The 22,554-nt window shown below is 55.9% G+C and carries 29 protein-coding genes and 6 tRNA genes; 4 read left to right on the forward strand and 31 right to left on the reverse strand.

Going from position 1 to position 22,554, the window contains the following annotated elements; all coding sequences use genetic code 11:
• Positions 1-45: 45 nt before the first annotated feature.
• From LKE88_RS06895 to LKE88_RS06965, 15 genes are all read right to left on the reverse strand, one after another.
• Positions 46-555 (reverse strand): hypothetical protein, encoded by a 510-nt coding sequence (locus tag LKE88_RS06895; RefSeq protein WP_276803145.1) that lies wholly within the window; start codon positions 553-555, stop codon positions 46-48.
• Between the two features lie 69 nt (positions 556-624).
• Positions 625-1,083: a RusA family crossover junction endodeoxyribonuclease gene (locus tag LKE88_RS06900; protein WP_276803146.1), complete on the reverse strand. Its 459-nt coding sequence runs from the start codon at positions 1,081-1,083 to the stop codon at positions 625-627.
• A complete protein-coding gene (locus tag LKE88_RS06905) occupies positions 1,080-1,385 on the reverse strand; it encodes a hypothetical protein (RefSeq protein ID WP_276803147.1) in 306 nt (101 codons plus the stop codon). Before LKE88_RS06905 ends, LKE88_RS06900 begins: the two co-directional genes overlap by 4 nt.
• A gap of 333 nt (positions 1,386-1,718) precedes the next feature.
• On the reverse strand, positions 1,719-2,018 hold the full coding sequence (locus LKE88_RS06910) for a hypothetical protein (RefSeq protein ID WP_276803149.1): 300 nt from the start codon (positions 2,016-2,018) through the stop codon (positions 1,719-1,721).
• Entirely contained in the window at positions 2,015-2,200 is a 186-nt protein-coding gene (locus tag LKE88_RS06915; protein ID WP_276803151.1) for a hypothetical protein, read from the reverse strand. Before LKE88_RS06915 ends, LKE88_RS06910 begins: the two co-directional genes overlap by 4 nt.
• Positions 2,193-2,657 (reverse strand): hypothetical protein, encoded by a 465-nt coding sequence (locus tag LKE88_RS06920; protein ID WP_276803152.1) that lies wholly within the window; start codon positions 2,655-2,657, stop codon positions 2,193-2,195. Before LKE88_RS06920 ends, LKE88_RS06915 begins: the two co-directional genes overlap by 8 nt.
• Positions 2,658-2,684: 27 nt before the next feature.
• The gene (locus tag LKE88_RS06925) at positions 2,685-3,488 is read right to left on the reverse strand and encodes a DnaA ATPase domain-containing protein (RefSeq protein ID WP_276803154.1); all 804 of its coding nucleotides are present in this window, start codon (positions 3,486-3,488) and stop codon (positions 2,685-2,687) included.
• A gap of 124 nt (positions 3,489-3,612) precedes the next feature.
• Entirely contained in the window at positions 3,613-4,458 is an 846-nt protein-coding gene (locus LKE88_RS06930; protein ID WP_276803156.1) for a putative phage replisome organizer, read from the reverse strand.
• A 42-nt stretch (positions 4,459-4,500) separates the two neighbouring features.
• A complete protein-coding gene (locus LKE88_RS06935) occupies positions 4,501-4,992 on the reverse strand; it encodes a hypothetical protein (protein ID WP_276803157.1) in 492 nt (163 codons plus the stop codon).
• The gene (gene recT / locus LKE88_RS06940) at positions 4,989-5,912 is read right to left on the reverse strand and encodes a phage-derived integrase/recombinase RecT (RefSeq protein ID WP_276803158.1); all 924 of its coding nucleotides are present in this window, start codon (positions 5,910-5,912) and stop codon (positions 4,989-4,991) included. Before recT ends, LKE88_RS06935 begins: the two co-directional genes overlap by 4 nt.
• On the reverse strand, positions 5,899-6,876 hold the full coding sequence (locus LKE88_RS06945) for a YqaJ viral recombinase family nuclease (RefSeq protein ID WP_276803160.1): 978 nt from the start codon (positions 6,874-6,876) through the stop codon (positions 5,899-5,901). Before LKE88_RS06945 ends, recT begins: the two co-directional genes overlap by 14 nt.
• Before the next feature lie 198 nt (positions 6,877-7,074).
• On the reverse strand, positions 7,075-7,341 hold the full coding sequence (locus LKE88_RS06950) for a hypothetical protein (protein WP_276803161.1): 267 nt from the start codon (positions 7,339-7,341) through the stop codon (positions 7,075-7,077).
• 5 nt (positions 7,342-7,346) lie between these two features.
• Complete coding sequence (locus LKE88_RS06955) at positions 7,347-7,622, reverse strand: LysM domain-containing protein (RefSeq protein WP_276803163.1); 276 nt, start codon at positions 7,620-7,622, stop codon at positions 7,347-7,349.
• A gap of 2 nt (positions 7,623-7,624) precedes the next feature.
• Positions 7,625-7,978: a helix-turn-helix domain-containing protein gene (locus LKE88_RS06960; protein WP_276803164.1), complete on the reverse strand. Its 354-nt coding sequence runs from the start codon at positions 7,976-7,978 to the stop codon at positions 7,625-7,627.
• 241 nt (positions 7,979-8,219) lie between these two features.
• Positions 8,220-8,441, reverse strand: coding sequence for a helix-turn-helix domain-containing protein (locus LKE88_RS06965; RefSeq protein ID WP_276803166.1), 222 nt, complete (start codon positions 8,439-8,441; stop codon positions 8,220-8,222).
• A gap of 168 nt (positions 8,442-8,609) precedes the next feature.
• On the opposite strand from LKE88_RS06965, the gene LKE88_RS06970 reads away from it, so the two are divergent.
• From LKE88_RS06970 to LKE88_RS06985, 4 genes are all read left to right on the forward strand, one after another.
• Positions 8,610-9,032: a helix-turn-helix domain-containing protein gene (locus tag LKE88_RS06970; protein ID WP_276803168.1), complete on the forward strand. Its 423-nt coding sequence runs from the start codon at positions 8,610-8,612 to the stop codon at positions 9,030-9,032.
• 1 nt (position 9,033) lies between these two features.
• Positions 9,034-9,306, forward strand: coding sequence for a hypothetical protein (locus LKE88_RS06975; RefSeq protein ID WP_276803170.1), 273 nt, complete (start codon positions 9,034-9,036; stop codon positions 9,304-9,306).
• A 79-nt stretch (positions 9,307-9,385) separates the two neighbouring features.
• On the forward strand, positions 9,386-9,913 hold the full coding sequence (locus LKE88_RS06980) for a hypothetical protein (protein ID WP_276803172.1): 528 nt from the start codon (positions 9,386-9,388) through the stop codon (positions 9,911-9,913).
• 126 nt (positions 9,914-10,039) lie between these two features.
• Complete coding sequence (locus LKE88_RS06985; protein WP_276803174.1) at positions 10,040-11,521, forward strand: recombinase family protein; 1,482 nt, start codon at positions 10,040-10,042, stop codon at positions 11,519-11,521.
• Here the strand turns inward: LKE88_RS06985 and LKE88_RS06990 are convergent.
• The 16 genes from LKE88_RS06990 to LKE88_RS07065 all read right to left on the reverse strand — a co-directional run bounded on the left by LKE88_RS06990 (position 11,505) and on the right by LKE88_RS07065 (position 22,476).
• A tRNA-Arg gene (locus LKE88_RS06990) sits at positions 11,505-11,581 on the reverse strand. The two genes, LKE88_RS06985 and LKE88_RS06990, sit on opposite strands and share 17 nt — an antisense overlap.
• A gap of 8 nt (positions 11,582-11,589) precedes the next feature.
• Positions 11,590-11,663: transfer RNA gene (locus LKE88_RS06995), tRNA-Gly, on the reverse strand.
• Positions 11,664-11,671: 8 nt separating this feature from the next.
• Positions 11,672-11,748 (reverse strand) — tRNA-Pro (locus LKE88_RS07000).
• 34 nt (positions 11,749-11,782) lie between these two features.
• Positions 11,783-11,858 (reverse strand) — tRNA-Val (locus tag LKE88_RS07005).
• A 7-nt stretch (positions 11,859-11,865) separates the two neighbouring features.
• Positions 11,866-11,940, reverse strand: a tRNA-Glu gene (locus LKE88_RS07010).
• Positions 11,941-11,942: 2 nt separating this feature from the next.
• A tRNA-Asn gene (locus LKE88_RS07015) sits at positions 11,943-12,017 on the reverse strand.
• A 102-nt stretch (positions 12,018-12,119) separates the two neighbouring features.
• Positions 12,120-13,517: a heme anaerobic degradation radical SAM methyltransferase ChuW/HutW gene (gene hutW, locus LKE88_RS07020; protein WP_105326222.1), complete on the reverse strand. Its 1,398-nt coding sequence runs from the start codon at positions 13,515-13,517 to the stop codon at positions 12,120-12,122.
• 9 nt (positions 13,518-13,526) lie between these two features.
• Entirely contained in the window at positions 13,527-14,051 is a 525-nt protein-coding gene (locus LKE88_RS07025; protein WP_105326223.1) for a flavodoxin family protein, read from the reverse strand.
• Positions 14,052-14,062: 11 nt separating this feature from the next.
• Positions 14,063-16,036 (reverse strand): TonB-dependent receptor plug domain-containing protein, encoded by a 1,974-nt coding sequence (locus LKE88_RS07030; protein WP_234997682.1) that lies wholly within the window; start codon positions 16,034-16,036, stop codon positions 14,063-14,065.
• A 123-nt stretch (positions 16,037-16,159) separates the two neighbouring features.
• Positions 16,160-16,897 (reverse strand): energy transducer TonB, encoded by a 738-nt coding sequence (locus LKE88_RS07035; protein WP_105326225.1) that lies wholly within the window; start codon positions 16,895-16,897, stop codon positions 16,160-16,162.
• Positions 16,884-17,306: an ExbD/TolR family protein gene (locus LKE88_RS07040; RefSeq protein ID WP_105326226.1), complete on the reverse strand. Its 423-nt coding sequence runs from the start codon at positions 17,304-17,306 to the stop codon at positions 16,884-16,886. Before LKE88_RS07040 ends, LKE88_RS07035 begins: the two co-directional genes overlap by 14 nt.
• Complete coding sequence (locus LKE88_RS07045) at positions 17,303-17,962, reverse strand: MotA/TolQ/ExbB proton channel family protein (protein ID WP_118286748.1); 660 nt, start codon at positions 17,960-17,962, stop codon at positions 17,303-17,305. The genes LKE88_RS07040 and LKE88_RS07045 overlap by 4 nt, the downstream gene beginning before the upstream one ends.
• The gene (locus tag LKE88_RS07050; protein WP_105326228.1) at positions 17,959-19,731 is read right to left on the reverse strand and encodes an ABC transporter ATP-binding protein; all 1,773 of its coding nucleotides are present in this window, start codon (positions 19,729-19,731) and stop codon (positions 17,959-17,961) included. The genes LKE88_RS07045 and LKE88_RS07050 overlap by 4 nt, the downstream gene beginning before the upstream one ends.
• The gene (locus tag LKE88_RS07055; protein WP_234997683.1) at positions 19,731-20,516 is read right to left on the reverse strand and encodes an ABC transporter ATP-binding protein; all 786 of its coding nucleotides are present in this window, start codon (positions 20,514-20,516) and stop codon (positions 19,731-19,733) included. Before LKE88_RS07055 ends, LKE88_RS07050 begins: the two co-directional genes overlap by 1 nt.
• Positions 20,516-21,496 carry a FecCD family ABC transporter permease gene (locus LKE88_RS07060; protein WP_105326229.1) on the reverse strand — a complete coding sequence of 327 codons (981 nt, stop codon included), beginning with the start codon at positions 21,494-21,496 and terminating at the stop codon, positions 20,516-20,518. The genes LKE88_RS07055 and LKE88_RS07060 overlap by 1 nt, the downstream gene beginning before the upstream one ends.
• Positions 21,493-22,476, reverse strand: a complete 984-nt coding sequence (locus LKE88_RS07065) for an ABC transporter substrate-binding protein (RefSeq protein WP_276803180.1) — start codon at positions 22,474-22,476, stop codon at positions 21,493-21,495. Before LKE88_RS07065 ends, LKE88_RS07060 begins: the two co-directional genes overlap by 4 nt.
• Positions 22,477-22,554: the final 78 nt, after the last annotated feature.

The following is a 22,554-nucleotide window of genomic DNA, read 5'->3' on the forward strand; positions in this document are numbered from 1 at the left end:
AGCGGAAAACTGTCAGGGAATTGCTCGAAAACTGCTAGTGATTTGCTAGTCCTGGTGGAAGAACACGATGGATGTCTGAAACGGAACAGCCTTGGGGCCAAAGACCATGCGGGTCAGGCTCACCAGTCCGTCCTGGGCCTGGGCTCTGCAGGTGCTGTAGCTGACGTTGCAGGCCATGGCCACAGCATCCCAGGAGTGTCGCTTGCGGTAGCGGGCCTCCAGGATGTGGTGCTGCAAACTGTTAAAGGACTTGAGCGCCTCCATGCTGCTCTCAACCTTACGGAGCAGTGGCTCGATCTCTGCCAGCTCCTGCTCATAGCCTGCGATCCTGTCCCTCAGCTTTTCATGGGCCGCAAAGGCCCGCTCCTCAACGCTCTGCTTCTCACCGCCCCCACCACCTGCAGATGAAAGGACGGGAGATGCAGGAGCGGCATCCTGGGCAAGCAAGGCCTCACAGTAGTGGATCTCCTGCCTAGTCGCCTTGACGTATTGACTAAACTCGTCGTACCTCTCCAGATACTCCTTGACTGCGTTGACGTAGTCATTGTGCTGCATCTTATCTCCTCCTGTCTGCTAGTAAAGCGGTAGTCCTGGCAGGCAAGGTAGCAGCCTGTCAGGACTATTTTAATTCTCGGCGATAACTATATCCACGCCAGGATTAGACTGGTATATCTTGATGGCATTGATGCCAACCACCCGGCTGTCGTCCTTGACGATGACCGTGTTGATGGCGTCCAGGATGCCTTTGACGTAGTTGTCCAAATCCGGCTTGCTGGTGGGTCTGATCTCTCCCTTGATGGCCATGGCCTGCTTTTTTTTGCTCCAGGACTTTGGGATAGAGCGGCCAACTGTCAGCATCATGTAGCAAGGCCCATCAATGGGGGCAAACGCCTTATCCATCTCGTAGATCCGCTGGGCCTCTGACCGCACCAGTGCCTTGTAGCTTTTGCTCTTTTCCGGATCACGGGCTGTGACATGCCCACATATCTGGCTAAACCTTGGACGGCCTTGGGCTACGGGCTCGCCCATGACGCAGATCTCTACTTTCCATTTTCCTGCTTCCCGGCTTACTCTGACGCTCATTTGCCCCTCACCGCCCTTCTAAATGCTTTCTCGGAGATCTCTGATCTCCGGTTGTAACAAGCTCTCTCGTTGTTACATTTTTTTACCAGCTGACCGTACTCATCTCTCATCCAATGCCAGCTGGTGGCGGTCAGCAGCCGTCCACAGTAGGCGCAGCGTCCGTAGTAGATGTCAGTTACCCTGACGCTTACGGGAGTCCGGCCTCTGGTAGTCATCATGGCAGGCTTGCCGTGGCTGATAATCTGCTCGTAGGTGTAGGTGTCGATAAGCTGCCTATCAAACCGGCTCCGCTTAAATCTCACAAAGCGCTTACGTCCCATCCGTCAGTCCTCCCATTTTCAGCTCAAGGCAAGAGCACAGAGCAGGAGCGCCGAAAAGGACGCCTCGGTCACTGCCCCCAGAAAAAAAGATACCTGCAGTCTCCATCTCGATCACTCTCCTATCTGTAAATCCGTCCGGTCCGGACGTTGCGCAGGACGATACGTCCGACAACCTCGAATCCCGCCAGCTTAAATGCCGACTTGGCAATGGCCAAAGATCTGTCCATGCGCTCTGTGTCCTCCGCCTTGAGTGGGTCCGTCTCCGGCTTTTCCATGGCTTCAATTACCTGCCCGGGTGTCGGATCTGCATAGTGCTCATCGTTCCGCATGACCATCGCTGTCGCCTCCTTCATGCTTATGCTGCCACAGTGGGACCACGTTGACCTTGGGCTTTTTCTGCCCCCATCTTTGAATTTCATCGTCACGCTGCTTTTGGGCTTCGTCCTCGTTCTGTTTTCCCTTGCACAGGTCAAGCCATCTCTTGGTCATGAGCTCAGATTTAAGCTCTTGGCTTGTCTTATATCGGTTGACCAGGCACCAACCCTGGTCAATGCCCCAGATGATGAGATCCAGGGCCAGAGCCAGTAATACCAGGTTAAAAAGGATTGTCGTCATTCTGCCACCTCCTCCCGGACGATCCGTCTGATATGGATCCGATAGATGCCCTCTCCACCATTTGGCTGATACAGCCGCATGTAGCTGCGCAGCGGCTCATGCCACCCGTTGATCAGCTTGATGTCTCTCATCATCATCCTCATGCCCCACAGCAGTTTCCGACGTTTTTTAGTGTTAGTCATGGTCTTTGCCCCCTTCGTTTATCTCATTCGGTTTATCGGTCTCTGGATAGTTCATGACTTCCTCGATAGCCGCCAGCACAAATCTGCATGCCGGTTCATCAAGATGATGGTCTCCAGACCATTGGTGCCAGTCTTTCAGGCTCCTGCCGACGCCTTCATTGATGAGGCTTTCAAGGGTTTCAAAGTCTTTGAAATCGTCCAGGCTAAATTCGCCTTGATCCCATATTTGGTCACTGATGTACTCATTGATAAGGTGCGCTCCATCAACTTTGAAATTCTCCTCTCGGATTAAATTGATGTATGCCAGCTTGTCTTGATAGCGGTAGTCCTCACGGGTTCCGTAGGTGTAGTCCCGGAATGAGTCACGGATCTGCTGCCGAAATTCATCGGTCACTACAGACTTGGGCGTAATCCCGACTTCCACGCCACAGGGGAAATGCAAAACCTTGCTTTTCATGTTTCTGCCTCCTTTAATTGTTTAGCCTCAAATCCTCTGATTTTTGCCACTCACGTATAGCCCATAAGGCTCGATCATCTGGTAGATCCGGCTGCCCAGGGCCATATCGATCTGGGAGATGTCTTTGATTGAGTACTCCCCGGAAAAAATCGTTGTCTTGTGGTTGACGTACCGGGCATTGATGAGGTCAAAGACGACTCTCAGCTCCTCCCGGTCGATGTCCACCAGGTGGCCATCCTGTACCCGGCCGGACAATTTAAAGAGATCGTCGACGTACAGGTTGTCGGCGTTTTTCCACCGGTCCATAGCGACGTCGTAGTCCTGGCTGTAGCTCCTGGCCGCCTTGACCAGGTCCGGAATCTCGGCTCGATAAGAAAAGTAGTGATGCGGCTCCCCGAAGTGCTGGGTCAAAGCCAGACAGACTGCGATGCAGATGTGGGTCTTGCCTATCCCGGACGCTCCAAAGACCCCGAAGCCAGGGCCTCCCTTGGTGTGCTCATCGAGATACCGGAGCGCCAGGTTGGCCATCTTTGCCGCCTCCGGGCTCCGGCCCCGGTCAAAGCTCCGGAGGCTGTACCGCTTGTAGTCCTCCGGATTGATCCCGGTCGCTCTCAGCATCCTGGCCACCTTTCGGCGGGCCCAGCACTTGGGGCAGTGGGTCATACACCGGTGGCCATTCTCGACAACCTCCACCCATCCAGTGCTGCCGCACTCATCGCACTGGATGCCGTCCTCCGGCTGGGGCATCGGGATGATGTTGCTCCGGCCCGCTGCCTTCTGCCGGATCCGGTCCAGCATTTCGTGGTAATCGCTCTTTTTTACTTGGTCCATAATCAGCCTCCCGTCTTAAAATGGACATTCGTCAGGATCTGAGACTTTTTGCAGAGAGTAGATCCCTCTCTTGCCGTTGCTGAGCTCTACTTCGAGGATATTGGGATAGCATATCCCGTCCCTCTCAAAACGGTATCTCGTTGGCCTGGTCGATGGTCTCCTGACTCTGGGTCGATGGGCCGCCGCGCTTTTTCCCAGCCGGTCGGCTCTTGTACCCTTCGACTTTCCATCTCTCCAGGATCTTTTCCGTGTATCTCAATCCACGCCCTCCGCCTTTGATGGTCTCCTTTAAGGCCTCGATGGTCCACCCATCGCTGTACTCATCAGCCAGATCAAGGAGACAGTTGAGCTCGTACTCTGACGGAGTGGGTCTGATGTTTTTGGTGTAAAAGTCAGAGACCGCACTATGACCGTCTTTGACTTTTCGTTGTTTTGAGCTGCTGCAGCTGCTGCTGCTATATATATCTTTATCTTTATCTACTTCTTCTTCTATTTCTGTCCCCGTTTCATTTCGTTTCGGAAACGTTTCGTGAAACGTTTCATTTTCAGGACTCGCTGTAATTTGTGGATATTCCGCCTTTTCTTTTTGCTTCTTGCGCCACTCTTGGAGCCGTTTCCGGTCTTTTGCCCGGTTTATTTCGTATTTATCTGGAGACTGATACTTATTCCAGTTCGGCAGACAGTAGACCCCATCGATGACCTCGATCATCTTGAGTTGCTGAAACGTTTCAAGCGCCAACCTCATAGTGGACGGTTCTCGGCCAAAGATCATGGCCAGCATATCAGCGGTATAAGGCACCTCGTTGCTGATCCGTAGGATACCGTCCTGGCACTCCTTTCCGCAATGCGTGAGGATTTGTAGCCAGATGGCTATGATTGTGTCACCGGCTGGCATCCGCATGATCAGCTTGATTTTGCCCTGATCGAAGATGTTGGTGGCCAGCTTAATCCATTTCATCCCCTCGGCCATATCATCACCACCTTAGTGCGGAGGGAAGCCCCTCCGCATCCATCACTTGCCATCGTCAAAAAGCGTCGCCTGGGCACGGTTGCCCTGGACGTACTCCTCGGCCTCAAAGAGCAGCGTCTGCACCCGCTTCTGGTCGGCATCGTCCCGCATGTCCATCATGGGGATCGGCGGCAGGGCGATGGTGGCGTAGCCTTTGAGCCCCGGGCAGTAGAGCTTGCCCGTCATCTTGAGCACCTTGCCGTTTTTGGCGGACTCGGAGACAGAGACCGATGTGAGAAAGAGACGGCGGATGGGGTCCTCTGCATTTAATGGGGTCACCTTGTCCGGGCTAATCATGGCATGCTTTAAAAACACGGTCCGCATGGCCGCCATAGCCGTGTAAAATTCTGGCCGGGGCAGCTCGCTGGATGCCAGGCGGAGGGTGGAGCTCACCCCCTCGCCCGTCTCCCGGTAGTCAATGATGACTCGCTCCGTCCCCACAGGGCTGTCAATCTTAAAAATCTCGATGACTTTTTTACTTTTGACCATGATCATTTATCCCCCATTTCCTCGGCCGTGAACGGCGCATCAGGATCGATAAAGACCTGCTTTTTATCGGCCGGTGCCTGTTCCGGCTCTCCCTGGTCGTCCATGCTGCCGGTTGTCTCATAGACATCGCCATCGGCGTACTGCATCTCGTTGGGAGCCTCGTCCATGTCTGGTACGATGTTGGTCTTGATAGTCTCGTCGGCGCTGACAGCCCGAACAAACTCGGTCTTGAGCGGTGCATACTTGAGCAGGCGCTTGAGCACCGTCTTTTTAGCCATCTCATCAAAATTGGTCTGCCAGGGACTAACGCCCTTCCCGGCGGCTTTGCTGTATTTACGCTTATGATCCTGGACGTCTTCCAGGCTCATGACCATAAAGCTGCCACCACCATCCTTGGTATGGTAAACAGCGTAGTAAGCGATGGGATCCCCACGGTCAGCCATAGCAGGGCGATGTACCAGCTTGGGATCAAAGCCATACTCAAACTCAAATACGTCTCCGCTATAGACTGTGTGGGCGCTGATGTCCCGGATTGCTCCGGATCTGTATGCCAGGTCAATCAGGCCTTTATAACCCAACTGGAACTGGCACTCCAGGATTTTTACCCACTTGCCATTGGCATCCTGGGTGTTGCGGTTGTACGGGATCAGATAAGCCTGCCCTAGCGGGGTGTTTGGCTCTACACCCAGCTGGGCCGCCTGCATCATGGCCCCCAGAAAACTCTGTGGGGTGCACTTCTGCAGCTGTCTGTTGGTGCTGAGGGAAGTCAGCACCATACGGGTAAATCTCTCAGGTGTCAAGATAGACGGGAGGGCCGCCTTGATCTGCCCCTGCATGCTGGTGATCAGTCCCTGCATACTCCGGATCGGTTCGTCCTTTTTGATTTCCGCCTGGCGCTTAGCCAGGCCTCCCTTAGTCGTTGCCATTGTCATCAGCCTCCTTGATTTTTAATACACGGGTCGGTTTCCCGACTTTTTTACAAGCCTCATAGACCTCCGGCCAGTCCTTGGCCAGCTTTTTCCTGTCGATGGTTGTTCTCCCCTCCTGGGGCTTCCAGGTTACCCTGGCCCCGGCCGGAGTCATGCCCACCTCGTTGTCCTCCATCATGGCCATGATCTGGTTGTTAACCTGCTGGAGCCGGACCTTGCGGTCGTCGATGTCCTCGGTGAGGCTGCTCCGCATGGCCAGGAGCAGGTCCATCTCCTTGGGGAGATCCACCATTTCGGTGCCCCCGCCCGGGTATCTCTCGATCAGGGCGTCCTTGGTCATCTGGCTGCCATCGATCTCCGGCATCAAATGCTGCTGGACGTTAATGGTCCAAAAGGCCCGCTCTCTCTTATAGAGCTCATCGATGTCATCCTGGCACCGTGGGACCTCCTTCCACCGAAAGGCCTGGCCACCGATCAACACAGCGATGTACCAGAGAGGCGTGCCCGTACACATCATGTAATGTTGGCACTGCCAGTAGTAGGAGTCCGGCAGGTTGTCGCCATCCCAGTCGCTGGCTCTAAAGGCGTTGGTGGTCTTGATCTCGAGACCGGCGTCCTCGTGCATCACCATCCGGTCGACGTTGGCCAGCATCCAGGGGTCGCTGATGTGCCGCAGCATCCCCAGGCGCTCCACCTTTTTCCCGGTTTCCTCGGTAAATTTCCGGGCGATCAGCGGCTCCAGCTTGGTGCCCCAGTAGACGGGGCCTTTGTTGCTGATGTCCTCCGCCTCCACCTGGCCGGTCTTTTCGAGCCAGAGCTGGTAGGGGCTCTTCCATGGGTTACTCCCCATGATGGTCCCGGCGTCGCTCCCACCGATGCCGGACGTCCGAATCTTGAGCCAGGCGTCCCGGTCCTGCATCTGCTCAACGGTCATGATTCGTTCACAGTTTTGGATTTTCATGCTTTTTATCCTCCGATGTGGTAAAATAGAGGTAACCTTTCTTAGCCAGAGTAAAGGTTTACCTGCCACCGGCTCCCACATGCCGGTGGCTTTTATTTTTGCTGTGCAAGCCAAACCATTGGCCTAGTAACCACAAACGGCAAATCCATATCAGCTGCTCGTATGTGATATAAGGCTGTCCTCTTGTTTTAACCATGGTCACGCCTCCGCCACTAGCTCCGGTCCGGCCTGCTTAAAGATGTCGTAGAGCATGGCCGCAGCGTTGTCCATGTGGACGTTGACCACGATCTCCGGCTTTGGGCTGTACCGTGTAAATTTGATATGCACAGTCTCTGTATGAGGCTCATAGCTCAAAAAAACGTGGACATCAGCGGCGGCCAGTGCCGTTTCCAGGTGACCCAGAACTCGAGCTTTTTGCTCTGCGTCCATGGCACGCAGCCGTGCCAACTCTTTGCCTCTATCCATCACTATCACCTCTTAAATCTAATCATGAGGACCTTCCCCGGCTGCATCGCTCCGGGATCGTCTACGTCGTTGTCCACCCGGGCCCGTTCGATGACGGTCCGGATGTCCTCGCTGCTGTTGAGCTTGCTGCAGATGTCCCAGAGGCTCTGTCCAGGCAGTACCACCCGGGATACCGTCTCATATGGCCGGTGCTCCCGCTCTACAGCGTCCACGCCATGGCTCAAGAGAGTCATGCCCGCCAGCACCAGAACAACGGCAGCCAGCTTTTTACGTCTTGTCATTATCATCCCTCCTTATGAGTTTTGCCCGTGGCCAGCAGCCAGGGATCTATGTCCAGATGGTCCACGATGACCCAAAAGCAATGCAGGCTGATGATACCGCCGTGACAGTATGCGTTGTAAGCAGCGCTGGACACGCCGATCTGCTCGGCAAAGTCGGGGATGCTATTGCCGTGAGCCTTGCGGATAGCCTCTAGGTTGTCCCGGCAGATAGCCTGGTCGATGTCGGTCAGATGCACCGGCATCTCGACGTAATCCTTATACAGCGCCTGGATCGGGATGCCCAGTATGTCTGCATACCTCTGCTTAAGGCCCGGATCCAGGGCGATGAGAGCGTACCGCTCGTAGTCAAATATCATGGAGTGCCCTCCCAGCTGCTCACTGACAGCTCTCTGAGATAGTCCTCTACGCATGCGCCACAGCCTGGTGTTGTGGCGGAAATTGTCCTCCATGATGGCCTCTCTCCCCTCCAGTTGTTTCATGTTCCTCGCCTCCTCCCTTGTGGGTGCTCAACCAGGCCTCATACTCTGTCTGATGTGCCTGGACGTAATGACTGATAAAATCAATCAGATCATACATAGTCAGCCTCCGCTGATTGCTCTACGCAATCTTGTCTGCAAAAAAAAAGTCAAAATATTCCAGGTCGTTTAGCTCTAGTTTCCGGCCAAGCCGTTCGGCTTGTGGTAAAGTAAGAGACCGACGCCCGTTTAACTTTTGACTGACAGTAGATAAGGCGCAATCTAAGCAGTCCGGGCCCATTAAATCCTTTTGAGTCAAGCCCATTTCAACCATGCGGGCTTTAATTTTCCGCTCGTTTATCATAGTGCTCCTCCCTTCTTGATTGCTCTGCGCAATCCTTACGGTTATTATGGTAGCACACACGCTGTAATAAGTCAATGCTCTACGCAAAAATATTTTTATTAAATTTAAAAATATTATGCACAGCGCAATTATATATGATATAATATTGCCATAAAGGAGGTCGGAAAAATGGTCGCCATGAGCAATGAGGAGATAGGTAAACGGATCACAGAGGCCCGCACCAAGGCGGGTTTGAGCGGCAAGGAGCTAGCCGAAAAGATTGGTGTCGCAGCGTCGACCATAACGAGATATGAAAAAGGCACCTTTGCAAAGATCAAGCTGCCGGTTATCGAGGCTATAGCCAGAGAGCTAGGACTGAATCCTATGTGGCTGCTGGGAAAGTCGGAGTACCAGAGCACCGAGGAAATGAAACGGAAGTGGCAGGAGCAGGAGCCCTACTACCGGGATCCGGAGACAGTCCGCATGGCCCAGGAGCTGATGGACAATCCAAACGGCCGTATCCTTTTTGATGCCAGCCGGGACCTGTCACCCGAGGACATTAAGATCGTCCTCAACCTCATCCAGGGACTCAAGGCAAAGGAGGGTAAGTGATATGATTATCATCACATATCAGGACCTCCCTCGCCGGGTCCCGGCCCTGGTCCACGAAAACGACGATGACAGCTACACCATTATCATCAACCGGAGCCTGTCGGAGGCGGACCGCAAGGCAGCCGCCTGGCATGAGATCCGCCACCTAAAGGGCGGGGAACTGGGAGGCAAAGACGGGGCAGATGTGTGCTCCGTGGAGTCAGCCTGCCATGGATCCAGCCAGACCTACCGGATCGCCGAGGATCCGGAAATCTATATAAAGGACGGAGAGTGACCAATCGTCACCGCTCGTCACGGCTGGTGACGGGTGGACAGAACTCGTCACACATCGTCACGATTGGAGGAGACAAGAAATGAAAAAGATCATCATCCTGGTTACCATGCTTTTTACGATGCTGCTGCAGTCGGTGGCCATGGCCGCCGGTCAGGTCAAAGTCATGCAGATCATCCGGGCCCCCATGGCCTGGGGCAACGCCCAAAAGGCTGCAGCCTACTTTGACAGCTCATTTAAAGCCATGTTTAAGGGCAAGGACGTGGAGCTGATGGACCGGCAAAAGACCAACCAGGTGGGCCGGGTGTACTGTGAGGACAACCGGATCAAGGACATCAACAACGATGACTGCGCCAAAATCGGCCAGCGGGCCGGGGCTGACTACGTGCTCTTTGTGGCCTATAGCCTCAACAACCTGCGCCAGGGCACTGTCTTTAGTCCCTCCCCCACTATGACCGGCACTGCATCCATCCGGCTGATCAGCGTCAAGGACGGACAGCTCAAGATCATGGAGGCCCAGGACTTTGATGGTAAAAAGTCGGAAGCCCGGGATGCCTATACCACCGTCGAGCGCAAGTTTACCCGGGACCTCCGGGGTTTTGAGCTCTAACAGGCAACAAAAAATCCCCACCCGTGAGGCAACACGGGCAGGGATGCACACAATCGTAGCGGAGGCTGATCATGTACAATTATTATACCATTTCCGCCTCCCACATGCTATAGGAGGCTATTTTTTATGGGACAAAAATGTGTGATATACACCAGGTACAGCTCTGACCGGCAGCGGGAGGAGTCCATCGAGGGCCAGATCCGGGTCTGTGAGGACTACGCCCAGCGCAACGGGCTGGAGGTGCTGCATATCTATGCGGACCGGGCCATGACCGGGAGATCCGATCAGCGGCCGGAATTTTTGACGATGATCCGGGATGCTGCCAGTATGACCTTTGACACGGTGCTGGTCTACAAGCTAAACCGTTTTGCCCGTAATCGGTACGACAGCGCAAAGTACAAACATAAGCTCAAAAAATACGGCGTCAAGGTGGTGTCCGCCATGGAAAACATCGCCGACGATCCCTCCGGCATCCTGCTGGAGTCTGTCATCGAGGGTATGGCCGAGTACTACTCCGTGGAACTGGCCGAGAACGTCGTCCGGGGCATGACGGAAAACGCCCTGGAAGGCAAGTGGCCCGGCGGGATCGTCCCCCTGGGGTACAAGCTGGACGATGACCACCACCTGGTCATCGATGAGCCCAACGCCCTGGTGGTCCGTCGGATCTATCAGATGATCCTGGACGGTCGGACTCCTGCCTCCATCTGCCGCATCCTTAATGCAGAGGGCAAGCGGACGGCTACGGGCAGTGCCTTTAACCACAACAGCATCACCAGGCTGCTAAGCAATGAGAGATACATCGGCACCTTTAGCTGGCGTGACGTCCGCCGTACGGGAGTCGTCCCCCGCATCCTGGACGACAGGACCTTTTATGCTGTCCAGGAGCTCCGCAAGAGCCGCAAGCGCCACAAGGGCGTGGCCAAACGGTCCGAAAATTACATGCTGACTGGCAAGGTCTTTTGCGGCCAATGCGGGAGCCCCATGGTAGGCAAGAGCGGCACAAGTAAAGGAGGCTGCGTCTACTACTATTACAACTGCCAGCACCACATCGATGGATCCGGATGCCCTGCCCGGCCCGTGCGGACCGACAAGCTGGAGGACCAGGTGGTCCAGGTGACCACCAAGATCCTGAGCCAGCCGGATGCCATCAAGGCCATTGCCCGGCAGGCCATCGCCATCCAAAAAGAGCGCCGGGAGTCCTTGGAGGTCCAGTCTCTCAAGGCCCAGGTCACTGACCTGTCCAAGAAGCTGGACAACTGCCTAAAAGCCATTGATAACGGGGCTTTTTCGGAAGCCCTATGTAATCATATGCGTGAGTACGAAAGTCGGCTCAGAGACCTAAAAGCGGCGCTCAGCCGGGCACAGCTGATGGACAGAGGAGGGAAATTGACGGAGCAGCAGATAGAGTTTTTCTTTTTTGCCATTTCCCGGCAGTTAAAACAGGAGGACCGCTATAAAGAGATCCTCCTGTCATCCCTAGTCCGCTGCGTGATCGTCAACGACGACTCCATCGAGATCCAGTACAACTATAAAAAAGAACTCCCCACCCTGGCCAATCCGGTCAAGGTGAAGAGTTCGCATAAAGTTCTTATGGTGACCCCGGAGTGATTCGAACACTCGACACACGGCTTAGAAGGCCGTTGCTCTATCCAGCTGAGCTACGGGGCCAAAAGAAATGGAGCGGGTGATGGGAATCGAACCCACGTAGCTAGCTTGGAAGGCTAGTGCTCTACCATTGAGCTACACCCGCACATAATGTGGTCGGAGCGACAGGATTTGAACCTACGACCCCCTGCTCCCAAGGCAGGTGCTCTACCAAACTGAGCTACGCCCCGTCGTCAATCACTTTGCAGTTTTTACAAAAAAAAATGGTGGGCGATGACAGGATCGAACTGCCGACATTCTGCTTGTAAGGCAGACGCTCTCCCAGCTGAGCTAATCGCCCGGGAAAATGGTGACCGGAGGGGGAATCGAACCCCCGATACCGCCGTGAAAGGGCGGTGTCTTAACCGCTTGACCATCCGGCCATTGGCTCCCCGAGTAAGACTCGAACTTACAACAACTCGATTAACAGTCGAGTGCTCTACCATTGAGCTATCGGGGAATTTGCATCGCTAGTGCGTTGCAAAAAGTATTATATAAGAGATGGGGGTTTCTGTCAACAACTTTTTAAAACTTTTTTTAAGATTTTTCAGGGGGCGGAAAATCAGCCCTGGGCGGCCACTTTTTTCTGGTGAATTTGGCTGGAACCACCCAGGAGATGCTCCACACTCTCCAGCAGGGTCTGGGTCATATTCACCTGCCAGAACTGCCCTGCTTCCGTCAGTTGGTACAGATAGCCGTTATCCTGCCACAGGCCATATTCCTCCCACAGGGAGCCCAAAAATTCCAACCCTTTCAGCCGGGGTTCCATACGGATCAGCTTTTGCAGGTCCAGCCGGCTCTGGTTCATCTGCCCCATAATCACTTCTGCCAAAGGGGCATAGGGGGACTGGCGCATCAGGAACATCAGAGGTTTTCTCCCTTGGTCAATGGCGGCCTGGTAGGCCGGCAGCCGGCGCTCCAGCATGGTGGAAAGGCCGTCCACATGGCCCCCTGCCCCGCAGCCAAAGGGGAACAGGTGGGTTCCGCAGCGGGCCTGGGTATTGTACAGGCTCCGTTCCCGGTTGTTTCTTGCCCAGTGGCAGTAGCTCAGCCGCTTGTAGCCCTGGGCTTCCAGATAGTTCTTGCCAAAGGAGAACATGGCAGACTGCTCCTGGGTGGTAGCCGCCGGAGGCAGCTTGCCCTTTTGGATGTACACATGGAGGTCGCTTTGTTCAAATACGTCCAGCTGGTACAGGTCCGCCCCGTCAATGCCGGAGTCCACCAGGGTCTTCACGTCGTCCTGCCAGACCTCCTGGGTTTGCAGGGGCAGGCCGTACATCAGGTCGATGACCACCGAGCACTGGTTATAGGAGGACAGGGTTTGCAGCCGGCGCAGCACTTCCTCCCGGTCGTCCAGCCGGCCCACGGCCCGGCGCACCTCCGTATTGAAGGACTGGACCCCCAGGGACATCCGGTTCACCCCGTTTTTAAACCACACGTCCATTTTTTCCGGCACCAGGTCGTGGATCCGCCCTTCCAGGGTCAGCTCATAATCGTTGGCCAGGGGCAGGCAGTTCTGGATGGTGGACAGCAGCCGGCCAGCATTTTCCGGAGACAGGGAGGTGGGCGTACCGCCCCCAATGAACACGGCCTGAATGGGCGCCCCGCTGAGTCTGGGCAGGGCAGCATCCATTTCGATTTCCCGAATCAGACGTTTGATATAGGCATCTTCTGCCGCCTGGTCCGTTCCGTTCTGAAAAAAGCCGCAGTACAGGCATTTGGTTTTGCAGAAAGGAATATGGAAATAGGCCATTTGGGTGGGATGTCCCTGGACTTTCTGGTGCATCAGGTCCTGCCAGGTCTTTTGGGCCAGGGGCGGCGGCACCATTTCCCCGTTCATGCCGGCATGCACCACCCGTTTCACGTCAAAGGCGTGCCGCAGAGGGTCTGCGGCCTTACGGCCAAATTGCAGTTCCCGCTCCTTGGTTGTCAACTGATTAAAATAACTTTTCAGGTCCATAATTCCTCCTTAGTTCCCCGCCTGGATGGACAGCAGCACCTCCCGGGCAAAAGCCGCTGCATCTCTCAGATCCGTGGCGTCCGGATGGGTGGAGGCAGCCTTATGCCGGGCCTCGCTGGCAGGATTTCTGCCGTGGAGGCTTTCCGGCGGAAAGCGCTGGTACATGGCTTCAATGAGCTTGGGATCCACTTTTCCCTGGCAGATGAAGCAGGCTTCCGGTTTTTGGCCTGGAGGCAGCAGGGCGGCGCCGTTTTCCAGGCATTTCATTGCGTGCTCCCCTTTGGGATTGGCGCCCAGGGTGGCAAACAGGGCCACATGGGGGTTGTGCAGCTGGGCCAGGACCTTTTGGGAGGCAGCGTCCGCCGTTCCCTTATCCACCCAGTAGCCCATGAACACGCAGTCGTAGGCGTCCAAGGGCTCCTGCAATTTCTGGATATCCAGGCAGGGTGTGCCCTTGGGCAGGGCAGAGGCAATGGCCTCTGCCACCATTTTGGTATTTCCGGTCCGAGAAGAATATAAAACGATGCTTTTCATCAATAGCCTCCTTAGAATTTGAATTCCACGCCTGCTCTCCAGGTGCGCCCGTAAATGGAGAACGCATCCTCGTAGGAGAAGGTCTTGTTGAACAGGTTGTCCACCCCGGCATAAATATGGGTGTTCTTGTTCAGGTCCTTGGTCACCACAAAGTTAGTGGTACTGTAGGTATAGTTCTTGCCTTCCCCATCCAGGTAGTCCTTATACCACATATTGTACAGGGAAGCAGTCCAGGGATTGGGTTTGGCGTCGGTCCAGTTTAACTCCACCAGTCCGTTCATCCGGGCGTGGCCGGTAAGCCGGGCGTTGGTGTTGCCGTCTTTGGCGTCCAGGTAGGTAAAGTTCAGCTTGGCGTCCCAATGCTTGTCGAAACGATAGCCGTATTCCCCTTCTACGCCGTCCATCACCGCCTTGTTGATGTTCACGTAACGGTACCGGACTGCCCGGCCAAAGCGGCCCAGGAACTCGCTGTCGATCATATTGCTGATCTTGTTGTGGAAATAAGTGAGTTTGCCCGTGCTCTTGCCCTTCTCGGCTTCCAGGTCAATATCGAAGGTCCGGGATTTCTCGGCTTCCAGTTCGCTGTTGCCCCAAACCTGTACCTGCATCCGGCCCATATTCCGGTCCATATGGGAGTACAGTTCGAAAATGCTGGGAGCCCGGTAGCCAAAGCCGTAGTTGGTCTTGATGCGGGCATTTTGGCTCAGATTGTAGGTCAGGCCGGCCCGGGGCGACCATTCCCCGCCAAAGCTTTCGTGATGGTCAAAGCGGATACTGGGCACAAAGAACAGCTTATCCGACAGCTGCCATTCATCCTGCAAATAGGCGGCGTAGGATTCCACGCTGGCAGAAGAATAGGTCTTGCTCATGCCCAGGTACGTTTCCGTATAGGGATTGCTGGCCCCTGCCCCCAGGCGGGTGCCCCCAGCCTTTTGTTTCCGGTACTCCGCCCCGTAGGTCAGGGTATGCTGGGTGTTGGGCCGGTAGGTATTTTTCCCTTCTACCACAAAGGTTTCATACTTGGCGTGGTCAAAGTCCTGCCAGGAGCTGCTGGTCCGTTTCCGGGATTCCTTCCCCAGCCGGTTGTAGTAGGTTTGGATTTCGTAATCGTTCTTCTTGTCGAAGCCGTAATACTTCACATGGTAATCCGCCCGGTTGTTGTCGTACCATTCCGTCATATCGCTGGCGGAGGTGGTGCCCAGGGTCAGGGAGCGGTATTGTTCTTTCAGGAAGGAAGCCCCAAAGTCCAGGCCGCTGTGGTCGTTGAACCGGTAATTGCCCTGGAAATTGAAGTACCGTTTGGGCCCGTACATATTGGTATCACCGTTTTCGTCCTGCTTACGGATTTCCGTCAGGTTGTAGTTGAAATTCAGGTTCAGCTTGCCCACATCCCCGGTGGAATAGCCTCCGTAGACGGAACTTTCCCGGGAGCCCAGCTGGGTGCCGGCGTAACCGCCTTCCTTCTGGTTCTTCTTGGTGATGATATTGATAACCCCGCCCATAGCATCACTGCCGTACAGGCCGGAGCCGGAGCCCCGGATCACTTCGATACGCTCCACGTCCTGGAGGTTGACCCGGTTCAGTTCGTACACGTTCATGGTGCTGCCGGAGTCCTCCCCGGACATCCGCCGGCCATCCACCAGAATCAGGGTGGAAGAAGTTCCCATCCCCCGGATGGACACCATGTTGCCGGTCATGCCGGCTTCCATTACATTGAGGCCGGCCAGGGTTTTCAGCACGTCCCGGACATTATAGGCACCTGTTTCCTTGATTTCTTTTTGCGTAATGACCTGCGTAGACATAGGCACTTTTTTCTCAGCCAGTTTTGTCTTGGTAGCGGTTACCACTGTTTCGCCCAAATCATAGGCTTCCAAGTCCTCCGTTTCTGCAGCAGCGGCCTGGGCAATCCCCAGCTGCGCGCCTCCTGCTGCCACCCCCAGGCACAGGGCCAAGACAATTTGCCGGGTCATCCGTTGTTTATCCATCATCATTCTCCTTTATCAGTGCATTATAAGTCAGGCTCCCGCATTGTACTATATAGACTGCCTTTGGCGGCAGGCCCACTCCCCAGACCTGCCAGGCGAAATCCCATAATCCAAATAAAGCAATTAATGCAAATAAAACCGGAAAGTCCGGGTGGCGTAGCACCGCACCGGAATGCCTTCCTTGTAGGCCGGGCTGAAGGTATACCCATAGGCAGCATCAAGGGCTGCCTGGTCCATGAGCCCGTAGCCGGAGCTGGCAATCACGGAGGCCGTTTCCACCGAACCGTCCTTGCCCACCACCAGCTGCACCCGGACGCTGCCCTGGATGCCGTGGCTCCGCAGCTGCTCCGGATAGGCAGCCGGAACGGAGCTCAAAAGCTCCGGAGAAACGTCGGGTTGGATGGCGTCCACATCAAAGCTGGGGCCGCCGCCTCCCGTACCTTCTCCTGTGCCGCTGCCGTCCCCACTGCCGGCTTCGGTACCAGAACCTATCCCTGCTCCTGTTCCTGTACCTGTGGCGGCACTGGAACCTACAGCTGCGCCCGCAGGTTCCGGAGCCTCCAGGGGGGCAGAAGCATTTGCCGCAGGGACGGGTGTGGCTCCCGGCAGAGGAATCTCACTGCTGGGGCGTACCTGGGTTCTGCTCACAGCCTGACTGGGCTGGGCCGGTAAGGCTGCCGCCGTGCCACCGCCGCTTTTTGCTCCCGGCACTCCGCCGGAAACAATCTGTACGGTATAAATGCGGTTATCCTGCTGCCGGCTCTCCCAGCTCTGCCAGCCTGCCAGGCCCAGCAGCACAAAGACCAGCAGATGGGCTCCCAGGGAAACGGTAATACCCTTTTGGCAATTATTGAGCTGCATGGGGCGCCGCCTGTTCTGCCACCAGTCCCACCCGGGTAATGCCCGCCTGCTTGCAGGAATCCAGCAGGTGGATGATGGCCTCGTAGGGGACCTTGCCGTCCCCATAAATCACCAGGGAAAAGTTGGGGTTTTGGGCGGCCTGGGCTTTGGCCTGGGCCAAAAGAGTGTCCTGGGTAATGGGGGTAGTACCCAAATAGAGGCTGCCATCCGCCTTTACCGTCACGGCAAACTGGCTGCTTTGCTGGAGCTGCACCTGGGAGGCTGCCGGCAGCTGGACGGGAACGGTTTTCACTTCGCTCATGCTCATGGTGCTGACCACGAAGAAAACCAGCAGCAGAAAGCTCATATCAATCATGGGACTGATCATAATCCCGATTTCCTGTTTCTTGCGATTTTTCAGCTTGATCATGCCCGTCTTCTGCCCCCTTGCATCAGTTCCGGGGTTTCCCTTTCCGTCTTTTTCCGGACGGCTTCCAGGAGGGTATTGCCCATTTCTTCCAGGTTCAGGGTCAGCAGCTTCATCCGCCGCTCAAAATACCCGTGGAAGCAAACGGCCACAATGGAGATGCACAGGCCAAACACGGTGGTAATCAGCGCTTCGGCCAGCCCTGCCGTAACGGACATGGGGTTGGCCATGCGCTGGGTCAGGTTGTTGAAGGCGCCCATCATGCCGGTTACCGTACCTAAGAGCCCCAGCACCGGGGACAGGGTCACGATGATGCTCAGGTAGGGCAGATTCTTTTCGAACTTGTCCAGGGCCCGTTCTGCCCGGTAGCTGATAAAGTTTTCCAGGTACTCGTAATTGTCGTGCCGGTCCATGACAATGGTGGCCAACTTGGCAATTTCTCCCTGGGTATGGTCGGCCAAAGCCTTGGCATGGTTCCAGTCATTATTTTCAATATAGCGGCAAAAGCCCTTGGTAAACGCCCGGCCGCTGTCCGCCTTCCGAAAGAACAGGAAGCGTTCCACGCCAATGGCCACGGCAGCCAAGGAACACAGCAGCAAGGGGTACATGACCCAGCCGCCTTTGATAAAATAATCCAAACCTACCGCAAAGATGTTCATTTTTGTCTCCTTCTTTCCTTTTCTTCCAGTTTTCCGGTTTCCTTTTGCCAAAGCCGGTAATAGGCGCCTTTGCGGGCCAGCAGCTCCGCTGGGCTGCCCTTTTCCACAATTCGGCCCCGGTCCAGCACCACAATGGTGTCAGCCTGGGCCACGGTGCTCAGTCGGTGGGCAATCATCAGGGTGGTCTTGCCCCGGCTCAGCCGCTGCAATTCTCCCTGAATCTGGGCTTCCGTAATGTTGTCCAAGGCCGAGGTGGCCTCGTCCAGCACCACGATGGCGCCATTCTTCAAAAAGGCTCGGGCCAGGGCCAGCCGCTGGCGCTGACCCCCGGAAAGCTTGATGCCCCGTTCGCCAATTTCTGTAGCAAATTGTTCCGGCAGCTGCCGGATGAAGTCCAGGGCTCTGGCCGCCTCTGCAGCCCGGCAGACTTCTTCTTCACTGCATTCAAAAGTACCGTACACCAGGTTGTGCCACACCGAGTCGGAAAAAAGAAATACGTCCTGCTGCACCAGGGCAATTTGCCGGCGCAGACTGCGGCGGGAATATTGGGAAATATCCCGGCCGTCTACCAGGATGCTGCCCGACTGGGGCTCATAAAAGCGCAGCAGCAGACTGATCAGGGTACTTTTGCCGGTACCGGTGGGACCGACAAATGCCACCTTTTCCCCGGGCTGAATCACCAGGGAAATGTGCTGGAGCACGGGGTTTCCCGGGTGGTACCCAAAGGATACATCTTGAAATTCTATTTTGCCCTGCACCGGCGGCAGTTCCGGCAGCGGCTCCTGGTCCTCAGCCGCCTCGCCCATCAGGGCCCGAAAGCGCCGGAACCCGGCCATACTTTGCTGGTACGTTTCCACAAAAAGCACCAGCTTCATCACAGGTTTGATAAAGACGCCCACATAGAGGAAGAACGCCACCAGGTCACTGAGCAGCAGGGCGCCTCGCTGGATTTGCCAGCTGCCTGCCAGCAGAATGGCCAAATAGATGGAATTGGTGAAAAAGTTCACGCTGGCCCCAAAATAGGACCGGATGCCAAAAGACCGGCGGCGGGCTGCCAGATAGGCCCTGGAAGCCCGGGCAAAGGCCCGGACGCTCCAGCTCTCTGCGGTGGAGGCGCGGACCATGCGGACCCCGCTGAGGTTTTCTTCCCCAATGGCGGACAAGTGGCCGTATTCCTGCCGGACCTGACCGAAAGTAGCCTTGAGCTTCAGATTAATCCAAATGGTATGGAGAGCTTTAAGGCCCATAAGCAGGGTCACAAGGCCGCCCAGCAAAGGGTCCAGATACAGCAGGATACAGGCGGTGCCCAAAAGGCTCACCACGCTGACCAGCAGGTCCCCGGGCAGCCGGGCTGCCAGTTCTCCGGTTTCCGCCACATCCCCGGTGAGGGTAGCCAGCAGCTGGCCGGTTTTGGCATTATCAAAGAAAGCAAAGGGCAGGGTTTGCAGATGCCGGAACAGCTCCTGCCGCAGGTCATTTTCCAGCTGGGCGCTGAGGAGCCCTCCCCCATAGGAAACCCCAAACAGTACCAGAAAGTTCAGCAGATAAACCAGTCCCAACCCTATACACCAGCGCAGCACCGGCGGCCAGGCCGCCTTAGGCAGCTCCGTATGGAGGATCTGCCGGACCCCCAGGGGAAACACCAGTTCCAGGGCAGCCCCTGCGGCAGCGCCCAGCATCAGAAAAAAGGCCAGTTTCCGGTACCGGGCAAAATAGTGGAGGAAAGCGCGAAAGTCCGAGCGCTGCCAGGCTGCACTGCCCCTTGGCATCACGAAATCTCCCGGTAGGCCAGTATGGGTTTGCGCCGGCCGGGCAGCCGCACCACTTCACATTCCACGTGGTAGACCTCCCAAAGCATTTTCGAGGTAATCACCTGTTCCGGGGTTCCTTCCGCATATTTTTTCCCATTTTTGATAACGATGACCCGGTCACTGATTTCCAGGGCCTGGCCCAGATCATGGAGAACCATGACCACGCCCATGCCCTGCTCCCGGTTGAGCTTTTTCACCAGCTGCAGCACCTCGTATTGGTAGGCAACGTCCAAAAAGGTAGTGGGTTCATCCAGAAAGAGGATTTCCGGTTCCTGGGCCAGCACCGTGGCAATCCACACCCGCTGGGCCTCTCCCCCAGAGCAGGCGTAGACGGTTTTATCCCTGAGGCCCCAAACCCCAGTGGCCTGCATGGCCCGTTCCACCGCCGCCTCATCTTCCGAGGAGTTGCCCTGATGCCAGTTCTGGTAGGGCACCCGGCCATAGCTGACCAGGTCCTTGACCTTAAACCCCGGAGGCACCAGATGCTGCTGGGGCAAGACCCCCACCTGCCGGGCAAACTCCTTGGACGGAATCCGCCGCAGGTCCACCCCGTTGCAGAACACCGTACCGCTGCGGCAAGCCAAAAGCCGGGTCAAGGTTTTTAACACCGTGGACTTGCCGCTGCCGTTGGGTCCAATCAGGGTGGTAATTTCTCCCTTTTGGACCGAGATATCAAAATCCTGAAGCACCAGCCTGTTTTCGTAGCCGATGCCCAGCTTCGCACCATAAAGCCGCATCTTCATCATCCTTTCTTCCGCAGCATATATAAGAAAAAGGGACCGCCGGTCATGGCCATTACCAGGCCCACCGGGATTTCCATACTGGGAATCAGTACCCGGCCCAGGGTATCCGCGGCCAGCAGGGTACAGCTGCCCAAAAGGGCAGAAACTGGTACCAGGGCGCGGTAATCCGCTCCCACCAGCAGCCGGGCAATATGGGGCACTACCAGACCCACAAAGCCAATCATCCCGGCTACGGCCACTGTAGCCGCTGCCAAAAACGCAGCCACTGCCGAAATCCCAATCCGCCAGGCGTTTACGTTGACTCCCAGGCTGGAAGCCATCTCGTCTCCCAATTGGAGAATATTGGCGCCCTTAATGCAGCACAGGGTCAGCAGGATTCCTACGCCAGCGTAGACAGCCACCAGGAAGACCTGGTCCCAGCCCCGGCCGGAAAGGCTCCCGTTCAAAAAGCCCAGCACCCCGGACAGGTTGTCCGCATTGAGCAGCTGGAGAAAGGAAGTGTAGGACCCTAGCACAGCGTTTACCGCCACCCCGGAGAGAATGATCCGCACCGGATCCACGCCCCGTTTCCAGGCCAGCAGGTAGATGATGACGCAGGCCAGCAGGGCACCGCCAAAGGCGAACAGGGGCACCAAAAGCAGCAGCTTAGGAGCCAGCAGCAGTACGGTAGTAGCTGCCGTTACCGCCCCTGCGGAAACCCCAATAATGCCGGGATCAGCCAGGGGATTGCGCATCACCGCCTGGAGCAGGGCCCCAGAAAGGGACAGGGCGCAGCCGGTTAGAACAGCAATCAGAATCCGGGGCAGCCGCAGGTTGAGCACCACCAAGCGAATGGTGCCGTCCCCCTGCCACAGACCTTCCACAATCTCCCGGGGCGAAAACCAGGCACTGCCAAGACCCAGAGCCAAAAGGGAAAGGCCGGCCAAAACCAGGAGCAGCAGCAGGCAAAGCCCTGTAGTTTCTTTTTCCCCACCCTTCATGGGCGGGCTCCTTCCGTTTCCGCCAGTTTTTGTATCAGGGCATCCAACTGCTGGAGTTCATCCAAACCGCCCGAGATAGCAAACCACTTAGGAAGATATACCACCTTGCCCTGGCGCACCGCTGCAAAATGGTTCCAATAGGCGGCATGTTCCTGGAATTCTTTTTCCATGGCCTCCCGCTGCTGGTCTTCCCCATTCATGGCGCTGACGCAGACAAGCAGGTCCGGCTCATAGGAAAGGGCAGTTTCCTGGTTCATGGGCACCATGGCGCCGCCTGCTGCCGGAGCCACGTTGGTGTAGCCCAGCAGCTCCAGCATGGAGCCTACGGTGCCGTTCTTGTTCTGAAGGAAAAACCGAGGCGGAGCAGCCTGGAGTACCAGTACCTTTTTCCCTTGGTTTTCCTTGCGCTGCTGGTTCAGCCGTTGTTCCATAGCAGCAAAATCGTCCTTGATTTTCTGAGCAGCCGGCTTATTTTTCCCTAAGGCATCGGCCAGAATCAGGGTCAGCGCTTTCACGTCCTCATAGGGAACAGCAGGCCCCGCTGCCACATAGTAGACAGGAATCTTTTCCCGCTCCAGGAGTTTTCCGTAGGTATCCTTGGCATGGGCGCCCACCAGCACCAGGTCCGGCTTTAGGGTCAGCACCGTTTCCAGATCAATATTGGAACGCATACCCGTCTGGAGTAGTTTCGCCCGCTGTTTCAGGCTGTCCGGCCACTGGAGAATCTTGGTATCCGGAATCCCCACCTGGGGAACTCCCAGAGTTTCCAGGGCCAGGACAGGGGTATTGGCCAGAGAGATGACCCGCTCCGGCTGTTTGGGCAGTACCACGCTTTCCGTAAACCCCAGCTTCTGCATATTCTCCGGATAAGGCAGTACCACCTGATTTTCTGTTTTTACCGCTGTTTCCTGCTTTTGTTCCCCGCAGCCTGCCGCCAGCAGAAGGCAGCAAGCCAGGCCCAGCACCATCCATTTTTTCACGATAAGTTAGTCCTTTCTAATTATTTAATATAAGTATTCCTAGCTTTAGGCTGTTCATTATGTTAAATAGTTAGTATT

The sequence above is a fragment of the Acidaminococcus hominis genome (assembly GCF_022484025.1).
Classification (GTDB): Bacteria; Bacillota; Negativicutes; order Acidaminococcales; family Acidaminococcaceae; genus Acidaminococcus; species Acidaminococcus hominis.

Excerpts from the sequence above, each read along its gene's own strand:
- LKE88_RS06895 (WP_276803145.1), bottom strand. The coding sequence starts at position 555 with ATGCAGCACAATGACTACGTCAACGCAGTCAAGGAGTATCTGGAGAGG.
- LKE88_RS06900 (WP_276803146.1), bottom strand. The coding sequence starts at position 1,083 with ATGAGCGTCAGAGTAAGCCGGGAAGCAGGAAAATGGAAAGTAGAGATC.
- LKE88_RS06910 (WP_276803149.1), bottom strand. The coding sequence starts at position 2,018 with ATGACGACAATCCTTTTTAACCTGGTATTACTGGCTCTGGCCCTGGAT.
- LKE88_RS06915 (WP_276803151.1), bottom strand. The coding sequence starts at position 2,200 with ATGACTAACACTAAAAAACGTCGGAAACTGCTGTGGGGCATGAGGATG.
- LKE88_RS06920 (WP_276803152.1), bottom strand. The coding sequence starts at position 2,657 with ATGAAAAGCAAGGTTTTGCATTTCCCCTGTGGCGTGGAAGTCGGGATT.
- LKE88_RS06925 (WP_276803154.1), bottom strand. The coding sequence starts at position 3,488 with ATGGACCAAGTAAAAAAGAGCGATTACCACGAAATGCTGGACCGGATC.
- LKE88_RS06930 (WP_276803156.1), bottom strand. The coding sequence starts at position 4,458 with ATGGCCGAGGGGATGAAATGGATTAAGCTGGCCACCAACATCTTCGAT.
- LKE88_RS06935 (WP_276803157.1), bottom strand. The coding sequence starts at position 4,992 with ATGATCATGGTCAAAAGTAAAAAAGTCATCGAGATTTTTAAGATTGAC.
- recT (WP_276803158.1), bottom strand. The coding sequence starts at position 5,912 with ATGGCAACGACTAAGGGAGGCCTGGCTAAGCGCCAGGCGGAAATCAAA.
- LKE88_RS06945 (WP_276803160.1), bottom strand. The coding sequence starts at position 6,876 with ATGAAAATCCAAAACTGTGAACGAATCATGACCGTTGAGCAGATGCAG.
- LKE88_RS06950 (WP_276803161.1), bottom strand. The coding sequence starts at position 7,341 with ATGGATAGAGGCAAAGAGTTGGCACGGCTGCGTGCCATGGACGCAGAG.
- LKE88_RS06955 (WP_276803163.1), bottom strand. The coding sequence starts at position 7,622 with ATGACAAGACGTAAAAAGCTGGCTGCCGTTGTTCTGGTGCTGGCGGGC.
- LKE88_RS06960 (WP_276803164.1), bottom strand. The coding sequence starts at position 7,978 with ATGATATTTGACTACGAGCGGTACGCTCTCATCGCCCTGGATCCGGGC.
- LKE88_RS06965 (WP_276803166.1), bottom strand. The coding sequence starts at position 8,441 with ATGATAAACGAGCGGAAAATTAAAGCCCGCATGGTTGAAATGGGCTTG.
- LKE88_RS06970 (WP_276803168.1), top strand. The coding sequence starts at position 8,610 with ATGGTCGCCATGAGCAATGAGGAGATAGGTAAACGGATCACAGAGGCC.
- LKE88_RS06975 (WP_276803170.1), top strand. The coding sequence starts at position 9,034 with ATGATTATCATCACATATCAGGACCTCCCTCGCCGGGTCCCGGCCCTG.
- LKE88_RS06980 (WP_276803172.1), top strand. The coding sequence starts at position 9,386 with ATGAAAAAGATCATCATCCTGGTTACCATGCTTTTTACGATGCTGCTG.
- LKE88_RS06985 (WP_276803174.1), top strand. The coding sequence starts at position 10,040 with ATGGGACAAAAATGTGTGATATACACCAGGTACAGCTCTGACCGGCAG.
- hutW (WP_105326222.1), bottom strand. The coding sequence starts at position 13,517 with ATGGACCTGAAAAGTTATTTTAATCAGTTGACAACCAAGGAGCGGGAA.
- LKE88_RS07025 (WP_105326223.1), bottom strand. The coding sequence starts at position 14,051 with ATGAAAAGCATCGTTTTATATTCTTCTCGGACCGGAAATACCAAAATG.
- LKE88_RS07030 (WP_234997682.1), bottom strand. The coding sequence starts at position 16,036 with ATGGATAAACAACGGATGACCCGGCAAATTGTCTTGGCCCTGTGCCTG.
- LKE88_RS07035 (WP_105326225.1), bottom strand. The coding sequence starts at position 16,897 with ATGCAGCTCAATAATTGCCAAAAGGGTATTACCGTTTCCCTGGGAGCC.
- LKE88_RS07040 (WP_105326226.1), bottom strand. The coding sequence starts at position 17,306 with ATGATCAAGCTGAAAAATCGCAAGAAACAGGAAATCGGGATTATGATC.
- LKE88_RS07045 (WP_118286748.1), bottom strand. The coding sequence starts at position 17,962 with ATGAACATCTTTGCGGTAGGTTTGGATTATTTTATCAAAGGCGGCTGG.
- LKE88_RS07050 (WP_105326228.1), bottom strand. The coding sequence starts at position 19,731 with ATGCCAAGGGGCAGTGCAGCCTGGCAGCGCTCGGACTTTCGCGCTTTC.
- LKE88_RS07055 (WP_234997683.1), bottom strand. The coding sequence starts at position 20,516 with ATGAAGATGCGGCTTTATGGTGCGAAGCTGGGCATCGGCTACGAAAAC.
- LKE88_RS07060 (WP_105326229.1), bottom strand. The coding sequence starts at position 21,496 with ATGAAGGGTGGGGAAAAAGAAACTACAGGGCTTTGCCTGCTGCTGCTC.